Source organism: Pseudomonas sp. Fl4BN1 (assembly GCF_009908285.1).
Taxonomy (GTDB): Bacteria; Pseudomonadota; Gammaproteobacteria; order Pseudomonadales; family Pseudomonadaceae; genus Aquipseudomonas.
Genome location: NZ_JAAARM010000006.1, coordinates 69911 through 85349 on the forward strand (window position 1 = coordinate 69911; position 15439 = coordinate 85349).

At 63.0% G+C, this 15439-nt stretch carries 13 protein-coding genes; 4 read left to right on the forward strand and 9 right to left on the reverse strand.

Features of this window, described 5'->3' with window-relative positions:
* The first annotated feature begins 39 nt into the window (after positions 1 to 39).
* On the forward strand, positions 40 to 1698 hold the full coding sequence (locus GV818_RS08890; RefSeq protein ID WP_161776375.1) for an ATP-binding response regulator: 1659 nt from the start codon (positions 40 to 42) through the stop codon (positions 1696 to 1698).
* Here the strand turns inward: GV818_RS08890 and GV818_RS08895 are convergent.
* The 6 genes from GV818_RS08895 to GV818_RS08920 form a co-directional block, all read right to left on the reverse strand.
* Positions 1676 to 2323 (reverse strand): carboxypeptidase-like regulatory domain-containing protein, encoded by a 648-nt coding sequence (locus GV818_RS08895; RefSeq protein WP_161776376.1) that lies wholly within the window; start codon positions 2321 to 2323, stop codon positions 1676 to 1678. The genes GV818_RS08890 and GV818_RS08895 overlap by 23 nt on opposite strands.
* 103 nt (positions 2324 to 2426) lie before the next feature.
* Entirely contained in the window at positions 2427 to 2720 is a 294-nt protein-coding gene (locus tag GV818_RS08900; RefSeq protein ID WP_161758302.1) for a hypothetical protein, read from the reverse strand.
* A gap of 221 nt (positions 2721 to 2941) precedes the next feature.
* Positions 2942 to 3241, reverse strand: coding sequence for a hypothetical protein (locus tag GV818_RS08905; protein ID WP_161758303.1), 300 nt, complete (start codon positions 3239 to 3241; stop codon positions 2942 to 2944).
* Between the two features lie 382 nt (positions 3242 to 3623).
* Entirely contained in the window at positions 3624 to 6044 is a 2421-nt protein-coding gene (locus GV818_RS08910; protein WP_161776377.1) for a glucose/quinate/shikimate family membrane-bound PQQ-dependent dehydrogenase, read from the reverse strand.
* Between the two features lie 118 nt (positions 6045 to 6162).
* Positions 6163 to 7536, reverse strand: a complete 1374-nt coding sequence (locus tag GV818_RS08915; protein ID WP_161758393.1) for a carbohydrate porin — start codon at positions 7534 to 7536, stop codon at positions 6163 to 6165.
* Between the two features lie 223 nt (positions 7537 to 7759).
* Positions 7760 to 8962, reverse strand: a complete 1203-nt coding sequence (locus GV818_RS08920; protein WP_161776378.1) for a benzoate/H(+) symporter BenE family transporter — start codon at positions 8960 to 8962, stop codon at positions 7760 to 7762.
* A gap of 321 nt (positions 8963 to 9283) precedes the next feature.
* Between GV818_RS08920 and GV818_RS08925 the strand changes: the two genes are divergently transcribed.
* Positions 9284 to 10672: a PLP-dependent aminotransferase family protein gene (locus GV818_RS08925; protein WP_161776379.1), complete on the forward strand. Its 1389-nt coding sequence runs from the start codon at positions 9284 to 9286 to the stop codon at positions 10670 to 10672.
* A gap of 65 nt (positions 10673 to 10737) precedes the next feature.
* Here GV818_RS08925 and GV818_RS08930 read toward each other — a convergent pair whose 3' ends face one another.
* Positions 10738 to 12777 carry a TonB-dependent receptor gene (locus GV818_RS08930; protein ID WP_161776380.1) on the reverse strand — a complete coding sequence of 680 codons (2040 nt, stop codon included), beginning with the start codon at positions 12775 to 12777 and terminating at the stop codon, positions 10738 to 10740.
* A 375-nt stretch (positions 12778 to 13152) separates the two neighbouring features.
* On the opposite strand from GV818_RS08930, the gene GV818_RS08935 reads away from it, so the two are divergent.
* Together GV818_RS08935 and GV818_RS08940 are read left to right on the forward strand one after the other, a co-directional pair.
* A complete protein-coding gene (locus tag GV818_RS08935) occupies positions 13153 to 13383 on the forward strand; it encodes a VF530 family DNA-binding protein (RefSeq protein ID WP_016966714.1) in 231 nt (76 codons plus the stop codon).
* Between the two features lie 8 nt (positions 13384 to 13391).
* Entirely contained in the window at positions 13392 to 14051 is a 660-nt protein-coding gene (locus GV818_RS08940; RefSeq protein ID WP_161758308.1) for a Pr6Pr family membrane protein, read from the forward strand.
* Positions 14052 to 14057: 6 nt separating this feature from the next.
* Here the strand turns inward: GV818_RS08940 and GV818_RS08945 are convergent, their stop codons facing one another.
* Together GV818_RS08945 and GV818_RS08950 are read right to left on the reverse strand one after the other, a co-directional pair.
* Complete coding sequence (locus GV818_RS08945) at positions 14058 to 14843, reverse strand: siderophore-interacting protein (protein WP_161776381.1); 786 nt, start codon at positions 14841 to 14843, stop codon at positions 14058 to 14060.
* Positions 14840 to 15415: a PadR family transcriptional regulator gene (locus GV818_RS08950; protein WP_161776382.1), complete on the reverse strand. Its 576-nt coding sequence runs from the start codon at positions 15413 to 15415 to the stop codon at positions 14840 to 14842. Before GV818_RS08950 ends, GV818_RS08945 begins: the two co-directional genes overlap by 4 nt.
* Between the last annotated feature and the right edge of the window lie 24 nt (positions 15416 to 15439).

Sequence of the window (15439 nt, forward strand, 5' to 3'; positions counted from 1 at the left end):
AAAACCATGGCAACGCATATTGCACAAGGAGGTGATTGGATGAAAGTTGAGAAGGACAGCGAACTCGACCAGGCCACCCTGCGGATCATCGTGGCCGGTTGTGCCCTGGTTTGGTTTGGCTTGATCGGCTTTCTGCCGGGGCAGGATATCGATACCTATGTGCCGGTGATTATCTATATTTCCCTGTTCATGCTGGGTTCGATCGTCCTGCGTGTGGCCATTGCCCGTTGGCCCGGGCACTATCCGGCGCGGCGCATCCTGGGCATGGTCTACGACTACAGCGGTACCTGTTACGGCCTGGTGATGGGCGGAGAGGGGGCGCTGCCGATCTATGCGGTGATGGTCTGGGTCAACCTGGGCGATGGCATGCGCTTTGGCTCGCGCTACCTGGCCATCGCCACGGTTCTGGCGCTGTTCGCGCTGTTCGTGGTCTACCTGCTGACCCCGTTTTGGCAGGCTCAGCCCTACATGGTGCTGATGCTGATGATCACCAGCACGGTGATTCCGGTGTACGCCCATATCCTGCTCAAGCGTACCCGCCTGGCTTCGGAAGAAGCCATTGCCGCGAACCTGGAAAAGTCTCGCTTCCTGGCCCAGGCCAGCCACGACCTGCGCCAGCCGATCCATTCCATTGGGTTGTTTACCGCGTGCCTGCGTGAAGCCAACCTGGGCGTTGATGAGCGGCGCATGGTGGATAACATCGACCGTTCGCTGCTCAACGTGTCGCAGTTGTTCCGTTCGATCCTCGATCTCTACACCCTGGACAACGGGCGGGTGCAACCCAAGTACGAAACCGTGCACCTGGGCGAATTGCTGCGCGATCTGGTGCGTCAGAACACTGAAGCGGCGCGCTGGGCCGGTGTTGAACTGCGGCTGCGGCCTTGCGGCCATTGGGTGCGGGTTGACCCGGGGCTGTTGGCGACCATGGTGCAGAACGTGCTGTCCAACTGCTTCAAGTACGCGGCGGAACGGCCGGTGCTGATTGGCGTGCGCCGGCGTGGCCAGGGCCTGGCCATCGTCATCTATGACCAGGGCCGGGGGATTGCCGAGGAGCATCTGCCGAAGATCTTCGATGAGTTCTACCGGGTTCGCCAGGTGCGCGACAAGGACGTTGAAGGCGTGGGCCTGGGGTTGTCCATCGTCAAGCGCCTGGGGCAGTTGATCGACCTGGAGGTGACGATCCGCTCGCGGCTTGAGCGGGGCACTGCGGTGTCTCTGCATGGCCTGCCACTGGCTGCACCACAGCAACTGCGCAATCGTGACGAAGCCCTTCAGAGCGGCCTGTTGACCGGATTGCGGGTCTGCCTGGTGGAAGATGACCGCAACGTGCTGCTGGCCACTTCGGCGCTGCTTGAGCGCTGGGGGTGTGTGGTCCAGGCGGAGTCGAGCGGGGAGGATCTGCTGACCGACTGCGACATCATCGTCGCCGACTACGACCTGGGTACCCGCGCCTCGGGTATCGAGTGCATCGACAGCATCCGTCGGCAGCGAGGCTGGGAGGTGCCGGCGCTGATCATCACCGGGCACGACATCGAAAAGATCCACGCCGCCCTGCACGACCGCAACATTGCCATCCTGTCCAAGCCGGTACGCCCGGTGGAACTGCGCAGCACCTTGCGTGCCCTGCGCGAGACACCAATGGCATCCACTCACAGGGCCGTGGTGCAAGAGGCCGCTACCAGGTCCGGCATGGGATAAGCAGGGGATAGTTGGTCATGGTCAGTTTCTTGTTCTCGCCGCTGGCGAGTTCAACGAAGTCGTCGAGCATCCCCGAGTTCGAAGAGGTCGAACTGCGCTCGGTGTAGTAGTGGGTGGTTACCGGCCCGTAGTTGGTGTTGCTCTGCCCGGTACCCACGTACTCGTTCCAGCGGCTGGTGCCGTACACCATGTCCTGGCCCTGGACGAAGTACCGACCGGGCTGCAAGCCGCTGAACTGGAAGATGCCGTTGCCGTTGGTCCGGGTCACCCGGTGCACGGCCACGGCCTCGGGGACCATGCTCACCGGTGCGCCTTCGGGTTGGGACGCGCGCAACTTATGCCAGGCCTGCAAGTGCGGGGTGACCGGGTAGAGATAGATCTTGACGTCGCGGCTGTCCTCGATGCCGTCGTTGCCGACAATGCAGAACTTGCCGGTGAGGGTTGCGCTGCCGGGTTGCAGGGCGGCGCGCGCGGCCTGGGTGTCGAAGGGGACGTCGGGGTACTGCACGGTGGAAATCTTGACCGGCGGGTATTCGTCCAGGGTTCGTCCCTGACGCGGCGCGCAGGCACTCAAGGCACAGGCGAGCAGGAGCGTGCCTGCCACCATGAAGAAGCGAGAGTTCATGGGTTCAAAACCTTTGAAGAAATTGCAGTGTTCGCGTGACATAGCCCTGCCATGGTGCAGGTGCCGGTGGTCGCCGCGAACCTGGGGGCCAGGGGCTAGCTGTTTACTGCTTGGTGCACTGGGCCGGCAGCGCTACCACTCCGCCCATGCTGGCGAAGGCGACCATGCCACCGCTGGGCAACACACAGTCGTATGCGCCGTTGCTGGTGCTGGCGGTGAAGTAGGTCTGGGAGGCGTCGCTGCGCACGTTAGAGACCGTATTCACGGGCTTGCCGAGGGTGGTCTGGGCGCGATTCTTGAGGTCGTCGTTGCTGGGCTTGGCGATGGCGCAACCGCCCAGGGCGAGGGCCAGGACGCTGAGCAGGGCAAGGGGGCGGACGTTGGAGTGGAGTTTCATGATGAGTCTTCCTTGGTGTTGTTGTGCTTTTTACGGCGCAGCCGCTCCCCACGCCGCAAACGGCGGTGTTGAGAGGAACGGGTGGTGGGTTGGCACTATATCGCCGGGATGGGGGAGGGTCGATTAGCACAAATGGGCTAATGTCGCTTTGCAATTACGGGGCGGAGGGAGTGGCGATCAGGGCTGCCTGATGGGACCGACTGCGCGGTCCCGGATCGGGGTCAGGTCAGCAGTTGTTCCTGCAGGCGCCGGCCCAGCACGTCCAGCAGGTCGCAGCCGTCGCGCAGGGGGATGACGCACAGTTGGGCGAAATCCTGGAGCAGGGCCGGGTTGCTCTGGAGGTTGTCGTGGCTGGCGATGTTTTCCAGCAACTGGGTGGCCGCGCGGATGCGGTAGGCGGCGGCTTCGTGGAGCGCGTCCAGTGGCGCCTGAGTGTCCACCAGCAGGGCGGGGATGTTGTAGTCGTTGCTGGTGAGGGGCATGTAGCGTTGCTCCGGCTGGTCAGCGGCGTTGTTGTTCATTGCTTGGGTCCCTCTCGCAGGAGTCGGAATGGCCACTAGGTGGCGTTGTGTACGCCTAACGAGATAGGGGCTTCCACACCCTGTCACGGTCTTGCCGGTGACAGGTCAGACCTTAGAGGCTGAGCCTTTGATGGACAAGGTGATGCGATTCGACGCAGGTTGTAGGAGTTTTCGGTGACCGCCCTTTGAGGGGCTGCTGGTCGAGCAAGATCAAACGCCAGGCACCTTGTAGGAGCCGGCTTGCCGGCGAACAGGCCCGCGAATGATGCATCGCCCTGGCGGACGCCTTCGCTGGCAAGCCAGCTCCTACGGGGAGTGCGAACGGCACAAAAAAAGGCGGCTACCCCAAGGTAGCCGCCCCTTTCATCCCTGCCGGTAGAGCTTATTCCGCCAGTTTGTAGGCAATGATGTAGTCGCCCATCTTGGTGCCCAGGGAGCCATGGCCGCCCACAACCACCAGGACGTACTGCTTGCCATCCTTGCCGGTGTAGCTCATCGGTGTGGCCTGGCCGCCCGCTGGCAGGCGGGACTTCCACAGTTCCTTGCCGTTTTTCACGTCATAGGCGCGGATGTACTGGTCCAGGGTGCCGCTGAGGAAGCCCACGCCACCACCAGTGACCATGGAACCGCCCATGCTCGGCACGCCCATCGGCAGGCCAATCGGGATCGGCGAGCTGTCACGGCTGGTGCCGTTCTTGTGCTTCCACACCACTTTGTTGGTGGTCAGGTCGATACCGGCCACGTAGCCCCAGGCCGGCGCCTGGCACGGTACGCCGAGCGGCGACATGAACGGGTGCATGATCACCGCGTAAGGCGCGCCAGTGTTGGGTTGCACGCCCGAGGTCTCGCTTTCACGCTTGCTGCCGGCAGCCACTTCGGCTTGAGGCACCAGCTTGGAAACGAAGGCCATGTAGTTCGGGCTGGTGAACAGCAGTTGGCGCACTGGGTCCAGCGAGACGCTGCCCCAGTTGAACACGCCGACGTTACCCGGGTAGATCAGGCTGCCCTGCACCGACGGCGGGGTGTATTGCCCCTCGTAGCGCAGTTCCTTGAACTGGATGCGGCACAGCATCTGGTCGAATGGGGTCGCGCCCCACATGGCTTTTTCGTTCAGCGGCGGTGGCAGCAGGTTCAGGTCCGAGCGGGCCTGGGTTGGTGCACTGTGGTCGCCTTCGACAGCGCCGGTCGGAGCCGGCACTTCCTGGATCGGTACGATCGGGGTGCCGTCACGACGGTCCAGTACATACAGGCTGCCTTGCTTGGTCGGCTGAATCAGCGCTGGCTTGACGCCGTTCGCGGTCTTCATGTCGAGCAGGGTCGGCTGGCTGCCCACGTCCATGTCCCACAGGTCGTGGTGAGTGAACTGGTAGTTCCAGCGCAGCTTGCCGGTATCGATGTCCAGGGCCACGGTGCCGGCGCTGAATTTCTCGGAGGTGGGGGTACGGTCGCCACCCCACTGGTCAGGCATCTGGTTGCCCAGTGGCAGGTAGACCAGGCCCAGTTTCTCGTCGACGCTGGCCAGAGACCACATGTTCGGCGAGTTGCGGGTGTAGGTCTTGCCTTCTGGCAGTGGGGTGGTTTCGTCGGGGTTGCCGGCGTCCCAGTTCCATACCAGGTGACCGTCATGCACGTCGAAGGCGCGGATTACGCCGGACGGCTCGTTGGTCGATTCGTTGTCGGTGACGTGACCGCCGATGATCACCAGGTTGCGGGTGATGGCGGCTGGCGAGGTGGAGTAGTAGCCACCCGGGGTGAACGTGCCGATACCGGCTTTCAAGTCCACTGCGCCTTTGTTGCCGAAGTCTTCACAGACCTTGCCGGTGTCGGCGTTGATGGCGATCAGGCGCGCATCGGCGGTTGGCAGGAACAGGCGACGCGGGCAGCTGGCGGTAATGGCCTGGCCGGCTGGAGACAGGCTGGCCGGCTGGCTGATGGCGTCGGACTGTGCGTAGTTGGCTTCGTCGTAGTACGACACGCCACGGCAGGTCATGTGCGCCCAGCCACGGAAGTCATCGCCGTTGGGGCCCTGGATTTGTGGGTCGAAGCGCCAGATTTCCTTGCCGGTATCCGGGTCAAGGGCCAGCACCTTGCTGTGGGCGGTGCAGGCATAGAGCATGCCGTTGACCTTCAGCGGGGTGTTCTGGTTGGTGATTTCCACCGGGTCCTTGGCAGTCGGCATGTCACCGGTGCGGATGCGCCAGGCTTCCTGCAGCTTGCCGATGTTGGCCGGGGTAATCTGTTTCAGCGGCGAGTAGCGGTCGCCGAATTCGGTACGACCATAGGCCTGCCATTCACCGTCGGGCATGGCCGGCGCGGTGCTGGTCATGTCGGTGCTATCGCGGCCCAGGTCACCGGAGATTTCCCCCGGGTGGGTGAACTGGCTGCCAATGGCGGCGCCACCGGCCAGCACCACGGCCACGCTCAGGGCTGCGGTGCCCATGGGGGCCGGGCCATCGCGCAGCAGCGGGCGGCGGAACCAGGGCAGCAGCAGGACCACGCCGAGGGCGAACCACAGCGACAGGCGTGGCACCAGTTGCCACCAGTCCAGGCCGATTTCCCACAACGACCAGACGGTGCTAGCAAACAGTACCAGGGCGTAGAGGCCCAGCGCCGCGCGTTTACCGGCCAGTAGCAGGAGGCCGGTCAACGTCAGGCCGATACCGGCCAGGACGTAGTACAGCGAACCGCCGAGCATGCTCAGCTTGATCCCCCCGGCCAGCAAGGCCAGGCCCATTAGCAGCAGCAAGATTCCGAGCAGGCTTGGCAGCAAGCGGCTCGGGCTTGAAGCACCCTCAGTGCTCATAGTGTGGTTCTCCGTGACGTTTAGAGTGTTCCCGCGCATGTTCACTGTAGATGACGATCAGGCGCGGACTTGGTTCAGCGAAAAAGTGTTGGGCGAGTCGTTTTTGTGCCGTTGGGCCTCAGAACGAACTCTGGATCTTGATCCCGCCGATCAGCGCATCATCCACCTGGCTGACGCCGCCGGGGTGGCGGATGTACTGCAGGTTGGGGCGCACGGTCAGCCAGTTGGCCAGGTGCACGCCGTAGTACAGTTCGGCGCTGTATTCGGTGTCCTGGGGTGGCAGGTAGCCTGGGTTGTCGTAGTCGTAGATTGCCCGGGCCTGGTTGCTGGCCTGGGCATTCTTGCGGAACGCCGGGTTGACGTGGACCCGGGCCAGGGCGAAGCCGATGTCGTCTTTCGCTCGGGCATCGAACAGGCCCTTGTAGACCAGGCCGGCCTGGACGTAGTTATCGATGGCGTTGGTTTTCTTGTCATGCGCGGTGGCATTGGCGAACAGGCTCAGGCCGCGGGAATGATCGCTGGCGACGCTGGTGACTTGCTGCTGGACCCCGAGCCACAGGCCGTGCTTGCTCGAACTGCTGCGGTAGGCCTCGCCACTCAGAGCAGCAGGCTGGCCGTTGCGGTCCTTGTAGACATCGCTGGCCTTGGCGCTGCTGTAGTAGTAACCGGCGCGGTATTCCCCTGCCAGGCCGTTGAGCTTGGGTGTCCACACCAGTTCCACCGGCACTACCGTGCCCTGGGTACCGCTGCCGCTGAGTTTGAAGCCGTTGTCACGGTCCAGGTTCGACGGGTTTTGTTCATAGGCACCGATCTGCGCGTACACCTCGGGAGTCAGGTGATATTTGACCCGCAGTGCCCACTGGCTGACGGGCCAGTTGTACCAGATGCCGCCGGCCCAGTTGCCGACCTGGGAGCCACAGAACGCCAGGTTCTGGAAGTCGCAGGGGAAGCTGTTGAAGTCTTCGCCTTCGCCGAAGCGACCGGCCTTGATGTCGAGCTTCTGGTCGAAGAATTTCTGCTGGTACCACATCTGCGTCAGGCGCCAGGTCTGGCCACGGCCCCAGACTTCCTGGGCCGAGGTGAAGCCGCCGACGCGCGGGTCGTTGATGCGGTCGTTGCTGATGTTGTCGCCGTCGCGCTTGGTCACCGTCAGTTGGAATTCGGCGTCGTCCCAGCCGAGGATCTTCTGCAGGTCCAGGTGGCTGCCGAAGGCAAACTGGTCGCTGTAGCGCGCGGTGCGGTCATGGTCGTAGCCGCCATGCAGGTTGGCGCCCATTTCACCGACATAGTCGACCTTGAAGTCGTAGCCCTTGTTGGCCAGTTCCGTGCGTGTGCCGTTCCAGTCGCCGAGCATCCATGGTGAGTCGCTGTCGAAGGCCGGTGCGGCCTGGGCGCAGGCGGCAAACCCCAGGGCACTGAGCAGGCTCAGGGTTTTGGGCAGGGCAACGGGAGTCAGGACAGCGCTGTCTTTTAAGCGCTGGAAAATGGGCATAGGCATTCGAGTCAGGTCTTTTTCTAGGAATAGGCAGAAGCAAGGGCAGGCTGCGTGGCCTTGATCACGCTGGATCGAGGCGGCATGCCGCTGATTTCAAAAGGAAAGATGAAGCGTTTCAGCTTCAGGGTGCAAAGGATAAAGCGCTGTCTCATCAAGAGAAAGCGCTTTTATTGACATGAACAGTTTCGGATTCGGTAACAGTCACCGGGTCCAGACGGGTTCAGCGCGGGACGGTGGCCCCGGCGAGGGCGGGCTTGTTCCGGGTATAGCTCAGGGCGAAGTGCGCCACCAGGCCGAAGATCAGCCCCCAGAACGCGGCGGCCAGCCCCAGGAAACTCATGCCCGAGGCTGTGACCAGGAAGGTGATCAGTGCCGCTTCACGCTGTTTCTCATCGGCCATGGCGCCGCTCAGTCCGGCGCTGATGGCGCCGAACAGGGCGAGGCCGGCCAGGGCCGCGATCAGTTCCTTGGGCAGGGCGGCGAACACCGAGGCCAGGGTCGCGCCAAAGATGCCCATGAGGATGTAGAACAGGCCGCAGGCGATTCCGGCGATATAGCGCTTGTCCGGATTTTCATGGGCTTCACGGCCGGTGCAGATAGCTGCGGTTATCGCGGCGAGGTTGATCCCGTGGGAGCCGAAGGGTGCCAGCAGCACCGAGGTGATGGCGGTCCAGGAAATGATCGAGCGCGCCGGGGTGGTGTAACCGGCGCTGCGCATCACTGCCATGCCCGGCACGTATTGCCCGGTCAGGGTCACCAGGGCCAGGGGCAGGCCGATGTTGATGATGGCGTGCCAGCTCCACTCGGGGGCGATGAACATCGGCTGGGCCACGGCCAGGGTCATCGAGCCGGCATTGAGCTCGCCCAGGCCGGCGGCCACCGCGCAGCCCACTAGCAGCACGGCGAGAATCGCGTAGCGCGGCGACAGGCGCTTGCCCATCAGGTAGGCGGCGATCATCGCCAGTACCAGGGTCGGTTGCAGGGTGACCGAGGTAAACAGCCCGGCGCCGAAACGGAACAGGATACCCGCCAGCATGGCAGCGGCAATGGCCTTGGGCAGGCGGCTCATGAGCTTGTCGAAAGCCCCGGAAAGCCCGACCACGGCGATGATCAACGAGGCGACGATGTAGGCGCCGATGGCCTGGGGCAGAGATACCGTTGGCAGCATCGACACCAGCAACGCCGCGCCAGGGGTGGACCAGGCGGTAATCACCGGTACTTTCAAGCGCCAGCTGAGCAGCAGGCCGGTGAGGCCGCTGCCGATGGAGATGGCCCAGATCCAGGAGGACACCTGGTCATTGGGCAGATGGGCTTCGCGGGCGGCCTGGAACACGATGATCAACGGGCCGGCGTAGGAAATGATCACAGCGATCAAGCCGGCGATCACGGCGGAGAGGGACAGGTCCTTTCTGAGATTGTGCATGGCATCTCGACTGAGTGGAGGGTGGGAAAGGGATTGATTCGATTAGGTTGGCGGTGATTGAGTGTATTTCAAAAAATTGAATCGATTCAATTGGTCGTTAAGGCAAGGCTCGCTTGAACCAACTGAAAATCTTCTATTTTTCTAAAAAACTTAATGATTAATAAGTACTTATGTTGATCATGAAAAAATCTATCGAATGTTCTGCAGCTTTTTCAGTTGCTCGATTATCAAATCAATGTGTGGATTGAGTCGATTCGAGAGCACGGCAGGCCTGTGATATGCTCCGGTCCACCTCAACGCAGCCGATGGTCATCAGCCTTCATGTGGGTTCCCCAGTTAAGCGAGTTCAACCAACCGGTCTACCTGTCCATCGCCGACGCCTTGGCGCGAGATATCAGCAGCGGCTTGTTGAACGATGGTGACCGCTTGCCGACCCTGCGCGAGCTGGCGGTGACCTTGAATGTCACCCCCGGCACCATCAGCCGCGCCTACAGCGAGGCCCAGCGTCGCGGCCTGGTACAGGGCGAAGTGGGGCGTGGCACTTATGTGCTGGCGCAGCCGCCGCAGGTGTTGGCCGAAGGTTCCAGTGCGCCGTCGCTGTCGCTGGGGCAGTCCGAGGCCTTGGACCTGTCGATCATCAAGCCCTACAGCGAAACCCTGGAATACTGGCTGCGCGGCGCCCTGGTAGGCATGGCCCGCAGCAGCGATTTCGGTCGCGCCCTGGACTACGCCCCCGATGGCGGCCACCCGGCCCATCGCGAGGCCGGGGCGCAATGGCTGCGGCACTCTCTGCCCGAGGCCCATTGGCAGCAGGTAGTGATCACCTCCGGTGCCCAGCATGGGCTGATGGTGGCGATCAGTGCCCTGAGCAACGCTGGTGACCTGGTGCTCTGCGAGTCGCTCTGCTACCCGGGCATCATCTCCGTGGCCCATGGCCTGGAACGGCGCTTGCGTGGCGTGGCGATGGATGAAGAGGGGATGCTTCCCGAAGCCTTGCGCGAGCAGTGCCTGCGGGAGAAACCGGCGTTGCTGGTGTGCGTCGCCAGTTGCCAGAACCCCACCACGGCGATCATGTCGCCAGGGCGTCGGGCGCAGATCGCGGCGATTGCCGAGGAGTTCGACTTCCTCATCATTGATGATGATATCTACGGGTTTCTTGCCACCGATCCCGGGATCAAGCCGCTTTCGGCCTACGCGCCGGAGCGTTCGGTGTACCTCACCAGTTTGTCCAAGGCGATCATGCCGGCATTGCGGGTCGGCTACCTCTACAGCCCGCCGAAGTTGTTGTCGCGCTTGAGTTCGATGGTCCGCAGCAGTGTGTGGATGCCTTCGCCGCTGACCGCGCAGTTGGCCAGCAACGTGATTGTCGAGGGGTTGGATCGCAAGCTGGTGCAGACCCAACGCACTGAAGCCGCGGCGCGCCAGGACATTGCCCGGCAGGTGTTTGCCGGTTTGCAGATCCAGACCCAGCCCCACAGTTATCACCTGTGGTTGACGTTGCCTGAGCCCTGGACTGGCGATGAGTTCGCCACTCTGGCCCGGGCCAACGGAGTGTTGGTGATGAGCGGGACGCAGTTTCAGGTGGAGCGTGGCGCCAGTTCGCGCTGTGTGCGGGTGGTGCTGATGTCGCCCACCACCCAGGACGAGCTGCGCTTTGCCCTGACCCAACTGGCGAGCCTGATCGAGGCCGATCCACGGCGTTATCGCTGAGATCGCTTTCGCCGGCAAGCCGGCTCCTACACGGATCTGTAGGAGCCGGCTTGCCGGCGAAGGGTTTAGAAGGTGGTCCGCAACCCCACTTCCACACTGCGCCCGGCAGCCGGCGCGATATCCCGCAGGATCGAGCTGGCATAGCGCACGGTCTGGTTGGTCAGGTTCTCGCCCTTGACGAAGGCCAGCCACTGGCTGCCACCCACATCGAAGCGATAGCCGGCGCTGGCCCCCAGGGTGGTGTAGCCGTCGGTGCCGCTTTCGTTGTCCGGCACTCGTCCCTGGCTGGCCGCGTGCTGTACATCCAGGCGTGCCTGCCAGCGGTCCAGTTCCCACAGCAAGCCACTGTTCAGGCGTAGCGGAGCAATGCGCGGCAGGTCCTGGCCGTTATCCAGGTTCTTGGCCCGGGTGTAGTCGCCGGACAGTTCCAGGGCGAACTTGCCATAGGCGCCTTCCCCCAGGCTCCAGCGATCCTGAGCCTCGATCCCGGTGAAACGTGCCCGCACCCCGGAGTAGGCGTATTCGGGAATACCCGACGCGTCTTCTTCGCCTTCATCATTGAGGGTCCGCCCTGTGCCCAGCAGGCCGATGTAGTTGGAGAAGTGGCTGTAGAAAACGCCGACGCTGCCTTTGTGGGTACCGTTGTCGAAGCGCAGGGCCAGGTCACTGGATACGGCCTTTTCCTTGGACAATTTGGCGCTGCCCAGTTCATAGGTGCCGGTGGCGACGTGGGCGCCATTGGCATACAGCTCATAGAAGGTTGGGGCGCGTTCGGTGTAGCCCAGGGTGGCGGCGAGGGACCAGACCGGCGTCAGGGTATAGACCGCGCCGGAGGACAGGCTGCCGGCGGTGAAACTGCTGGACTTGTCGGCCTGGGCGAAGCGTTCGTTACCCTTGCTGTCCGGATCCACGGTGGTGTGTTCCAGGCGACCGCCGAGGCTGAGCTTCAGGCGTTCAGTGGCTTGCAGTTCTTCAAGAATGAACAGCGCGCCGCTGTTGGTATCGGTCTGCGGCACGAAGGCCTCTTCGCCCAGGGCGGAGAACTCGTTGCGATTGACCTGGGCGCCGATCACCCCTTCCAGTGGGCCGAGGGGCTGGTGCCGGGCCTCGACCCGGGCCTCGTAGCCCTTGTTCTTGAAGGTGGTGCCGGTTTCGCCGCCTTCGATCTCGCGGTGTTCATAGTCGGTGTAGCCGGCGTTGAACTTGAGCGAGCTGAACGGGCCCTGGAGGTTGCGCAGTTCCGAAGCGAAGGCGTAGTGGTCCTGCTTCATGCGGATGCGTACGTCCTCTTCGGCGGGGGAGCCGTAGTTGGAGTCGTAGTTGCTGTAGGACAGGCCGGCATAACCGTCGTCCCAGGTGTAGGAACCACCGATGGCACCGCCGTCCTGGCGTCCGTCGCTGTTGCCCAGGCGGCCTTTCTTGCCGTCGCCGTCTTCGCTGGCTGGAGCGTGGCGGCTGCGGGCGTAGCCGGGAATCTTCAGGTCATTGAACTGCCGTGAGTTGGCGTCCAGGTGCAGGGCAAAGGTGCCGTCGCCGGCTTCCAGTTTGCCGGCGCTGCTGCGGGTGGTATCGGCGCCGCCGTAGCGCAGTTCACCGGCCCCATGAATACCCTCGATGGCCTCGGTGGGGATGCGATTGTCGAAGCTGTTGATCACTCCGCCAATGGCGTTGCCGCCGTACAGCAGGGCCGCCGGGCCACGGACGATTTCGATGCGCTCGACGTTGACCGGGTCCAGGGGCACTGCGTGGTCATAGGACAATGACGAGGCATCCAGCGCGCCGACACCGTTCTGCAGGATGCGGATGCGGTCGCCGTCCAGGCCACGAATGATCGGCCGGCTGGCGCCCGGACCGAAGTAGGACGAGGACACGCCTGGCTGTTTGTTCAGGGTTTCACCGAGGCTGCCTTTCTGGTCCAAGGTCAGTTGCTCGCCTTCCAGCACGGTGCTCGGCGCGGCCATTTGCGTGCTGCCCAGTGGGTTGGCGGTGATGACCTGAGGCGCTAGTTCCAGGGCCTGAGCCTGGGAAGCGAGCAGCAAGGCGGCGGACAGCGGCGACAGGCGCCACAGTAAAGAGCGAGAAGGGCGAAGGGGTGAGAGGGACATCGGTCATTCCTTGGCAAGCGTTGCGCAGCGCGCTTTGATTCAAAAAACAGGCGGGACACGGGGGTGTCCAGAATGCGGGTGAGTTGTTATTGATTGATACAATATAACATCTCTTTTATTTCGAAAAGCCAGGAACTTTGCGCTTTTCATGCGTCAACGCTTTGGTCGCCACTGCCGCCCACCCGGTTTGCCCCCGAACCACAAGCACTCAGAACCAGCAGTGGACTTGACCTCGCCACGTCCCTTCGACGCGATGCCGCCCAAGTCGATCGCGCCCTGCGGCAGCGGCTACAGTTACTCAAGCGCTCTGGCGCGGGCGCATGCCCTCGGATAAGGTGCGCGGCTTCCTTTTCTTTCTCCGTTCGAAGGCCTGGCATGACCGATACCCAAACCGACCCGCTGCATGGTGTGACCCTGGAACAGATCCTCAAGGCGCTGGTGGAACACTACGAATGGTCGGGGCTGGCCGAACGCATCGATATCCGCTGCTTCAAGAGCGACCCAAGCATCAAGTCGAGCCTGACCTTCCTGCGCAAGACCCCATGGGCTCGGGAGAAAGTCGAGAAGCTCTACGTCAAACTGCAGCGCACCAAGCGTCCGCTTTAAGGAGTCCCATGGCGGGTATATCGCTGCAGGGGCTGTTCAGCCGGCGCGGCCTGACCGCTGTTGCTGCCGTGCTGGGCTGGCTGGGGTTGGCGGTTCAGCTGTACCTGATCCTGCTGCTGCGCTGGGAGGCTGGAGCCAGTCTGCTGGGTGGCCTGGTGAATTTCTTCAGCTTCTTTACCGTGCTCAGCAACACCCTGGTGGCCAGTGTGCTGACCTGTGCCCTGAACCTGCGAGTTTCCCGAGGGCAGGCGTTCATGCTCCAGCCCTGGGTCAGTGGCGCCGTGGCGGCGAGTATTGTGCTGGTGGGGTTGGCGTACAGCCTGCTGTTACGTCACCTGTGGCATCCCCAGGGTTGGCAATGGCTGGCGGATGAGTTGCTGCACGACGTGATGCCCGTGCTGTTCCTGATCTACTGGTGGTGTTGCGTGCCCAAGGGCGGCCTGCGCCTCAGGCACCTGGGAGTGTGGATGCTCTACCCGCTGTTGTACTTCGCCTATCTGCTCCTGCGCGGGCATTTGCTGGGGTTGTACCCCTATCCTTTTATCGCCGTGGACAAACTGGGCTATCCCCAGGTGTTGCTCAATGCCCTGGGGATATTGGCGGGGTTCGTACTGGTGTCGCTGGTGCTGCTGGGCCTGGATCGCTGGCTCGGTCAGCGACGCACCTAGACGGGGTTATTGTTCTTCGCTGCTGTCCAGGCGCCAGTAGCCAGCGGCCTTGACGAAGGCATCGTCGAGCTGATGCTCGTCCAGCAGCACGCGACGAATCTGCCGCGAGACCTTGCTCTCGGTGGCCACCCAGGCATACAGCTTGCCTTCCGGCACCTGCAGTTCACGCACGCAACTGACCAGGTCTTGTAGGCCGCTGTTCCGTTCGACCCAGATCACCTGCACCTCGGCGGCGCTGTGCAGCTCCTGGCGCTCGGCCGCGTCCTGTACTTCGATCACCGCCAGCACCCGGCGTCCGGCGGGTAATTCTTCCAGGCGCCGGGCAATTGCCGGCAGCGCGGTTTCATCGCCGATCAGCCAGTAGCTGTCGAAGATATCCGGCACGATCATCGATCCCCGTGGCCCGCCAATGTGCAAGTACTGACCGGGCGCTGCCTGCTCGGCCCAGGTCGATGCAGGGCCGTCGCCATGCAACACGAAGTCGATGTCCATTTCGCCCAGGTCCAGGTCATAGCGGCGCGGGGTGTAGTCACGCATGGCCGGCATCGGCCCACCGTCCTTGCCCGGACCCAGTACCAGGGTTTCCAGGGCGGCTTGCTGCTCGGCGTTCTGTGGGAACAACAGCTTCACATGGTCATCGCTGCCCAGGCTGATGAACCCGGCCAGCTCTGGCCCGCCGAGGGTGATGCGGCGCATGCGCGGGGTCAGGTCGACGACGCGCAAGACTTCCAGGCGCCGGCGCTTGATCTCGTGGCTGACCCGGTGAATGGATGGTTCTGGGGTTGCAGTCATTCGGTTTTCTCCTGGGCAGAAGGGTGCAGAGGACCATCGACGACGGCCTTGGCGGTGTTGTTCAGCAGGTCTCGGACCCGGAGGATTTCTTCCGGACTCCAGCGGCCGTGGTGCATTTGCAGGGCGTGGCGCAGGTTGTGCACCGCCTCATGGATTTCCGCTGGCCGATCGTGCCCGCGCAGTGAGCGTTTGCTGACTTCGATGCGCATGCGCACCCCGTCCAGGGCAATGGCCTGTTCTTGCAGGGACAGACGACCGGTGTCGGTCACGCTGTAGCGTTTTTTCCCGCCTTCGGCGTCGCCCTGGATCATTTCGCTTTCTTCCAGAAAGGTCAGGGTCGGGTAGATCACTCCAGGGCTTGGGCTGTAGGCGCCGTCGAACATGCCTTCGATCTGGCGGATCAGGTCGTAGCCGTGGCAGGGCTGTTCGGCAATCAGCGCCAACAGCAGCAGTTTCAGGTCGCCGGGGGCAAACACCCGGGGACCGCGGCTGCCGCGTTCGCGACCGGGACGGCGCTCGAAGCCGTCGTGACTGTCACCTTGTTCGCGGTGGGGGTGATGATGCTCTCTCATTTCCTCTTTCTCCTTTTCGATTTA

Bases quoted from the DNA above. Each gene is read 5' to 3' on its own strand.
- GV818_RS08890 (WP_161776375.1), top strand. From the start codon at position 40: ATGAAAGTTGAGAAGGACAGCGAACTCGACCAGGCCACCCTGCGGATC.
- GV818_RS08895 (WP_161776376.1), bottom strand. From the start codon at position 2,323: ATGAACTCTCGCTTCTTCATGGTGGCAGGCACGCTCCTGCTCGCCTGT.
- GV818_RS08900 (WP_161758302.1), bottom strand. From the start codon at position 2,720: ATGAAACTCCACTCCAACGTCCGCCCCCTTGCCCTGCTCAGCGTCCTG.
- GV818_RS08905 (WP_161758303.1), bottom strand. From the start codon at position 3,241: ATGAACAACAACGCCGCTGACCAGCCGGAGCAACGCTACATGCCCCTC.
- GV818_RS08910 (WP_161776377.1), bottom strand. From the start codon at position 6,044: ATGAGCACTGAGGGTGCTTCAAGCCCGAGCCGCTTGCTGCCAAGCCTG.
- GV818_RS08915 (WP_161758393.1), bottom strand. From the start codon at position 7,536: ATGCCCATTTTCCAGCGCTTAAAAGACAGCGCTGTCCTGACTCCCGTT.
- GV818_RS08920 (WP_161776378.1), bottom strand. From the start codon at position 8,962: ATGCACAATCTCAGAAAGGACCTGTCCCTCTCCGCCGTGATCGCCGGC.
- GV818_RS08925 (WP_161776379.1), top strand. From the start codon at position 9,284: ATGTGGGTTCCCCAGTTAAGCGAGTTCAACCAACCGGTCTACCTGTCC.
- GV818_RS08930 (WP_161776380.1), bottom strand. From the start codon at position 12,777: ATGTCCCTCTCACCCCTTCGCCCTTCTCGCTCTTTACTGTGGCGCCTG.
- GV818_RS08935 (WP_016966714.1), top strand. From the start codon at position 13,153: ATGACCGATACCCAAACCGACCCGCTGCATGGTGTGACCCTGGAACAG.
- GV818_RS08940 (WP_161758308.1), top strand. From the start codon at position 13,392: ATGGCGGGTATATCGCTGCAGGGGCTGTTCAGCCGGCGCGGCCTGACC.
- GV818_RS08945 (WP_161776381.1), bottom strand. From the start codon at position 14,843: ATGACTGCAACCCCAGAACCATCCATTCACCGGGTCAGCCACGAGATC.
- GV818_RS08950 (WP_161776382.1), bottom strand. From the start codon at position 15,415: ATGAGAGAGCATCATCACCCCCACCGCGAACAAGGTGACAGTCACGAC.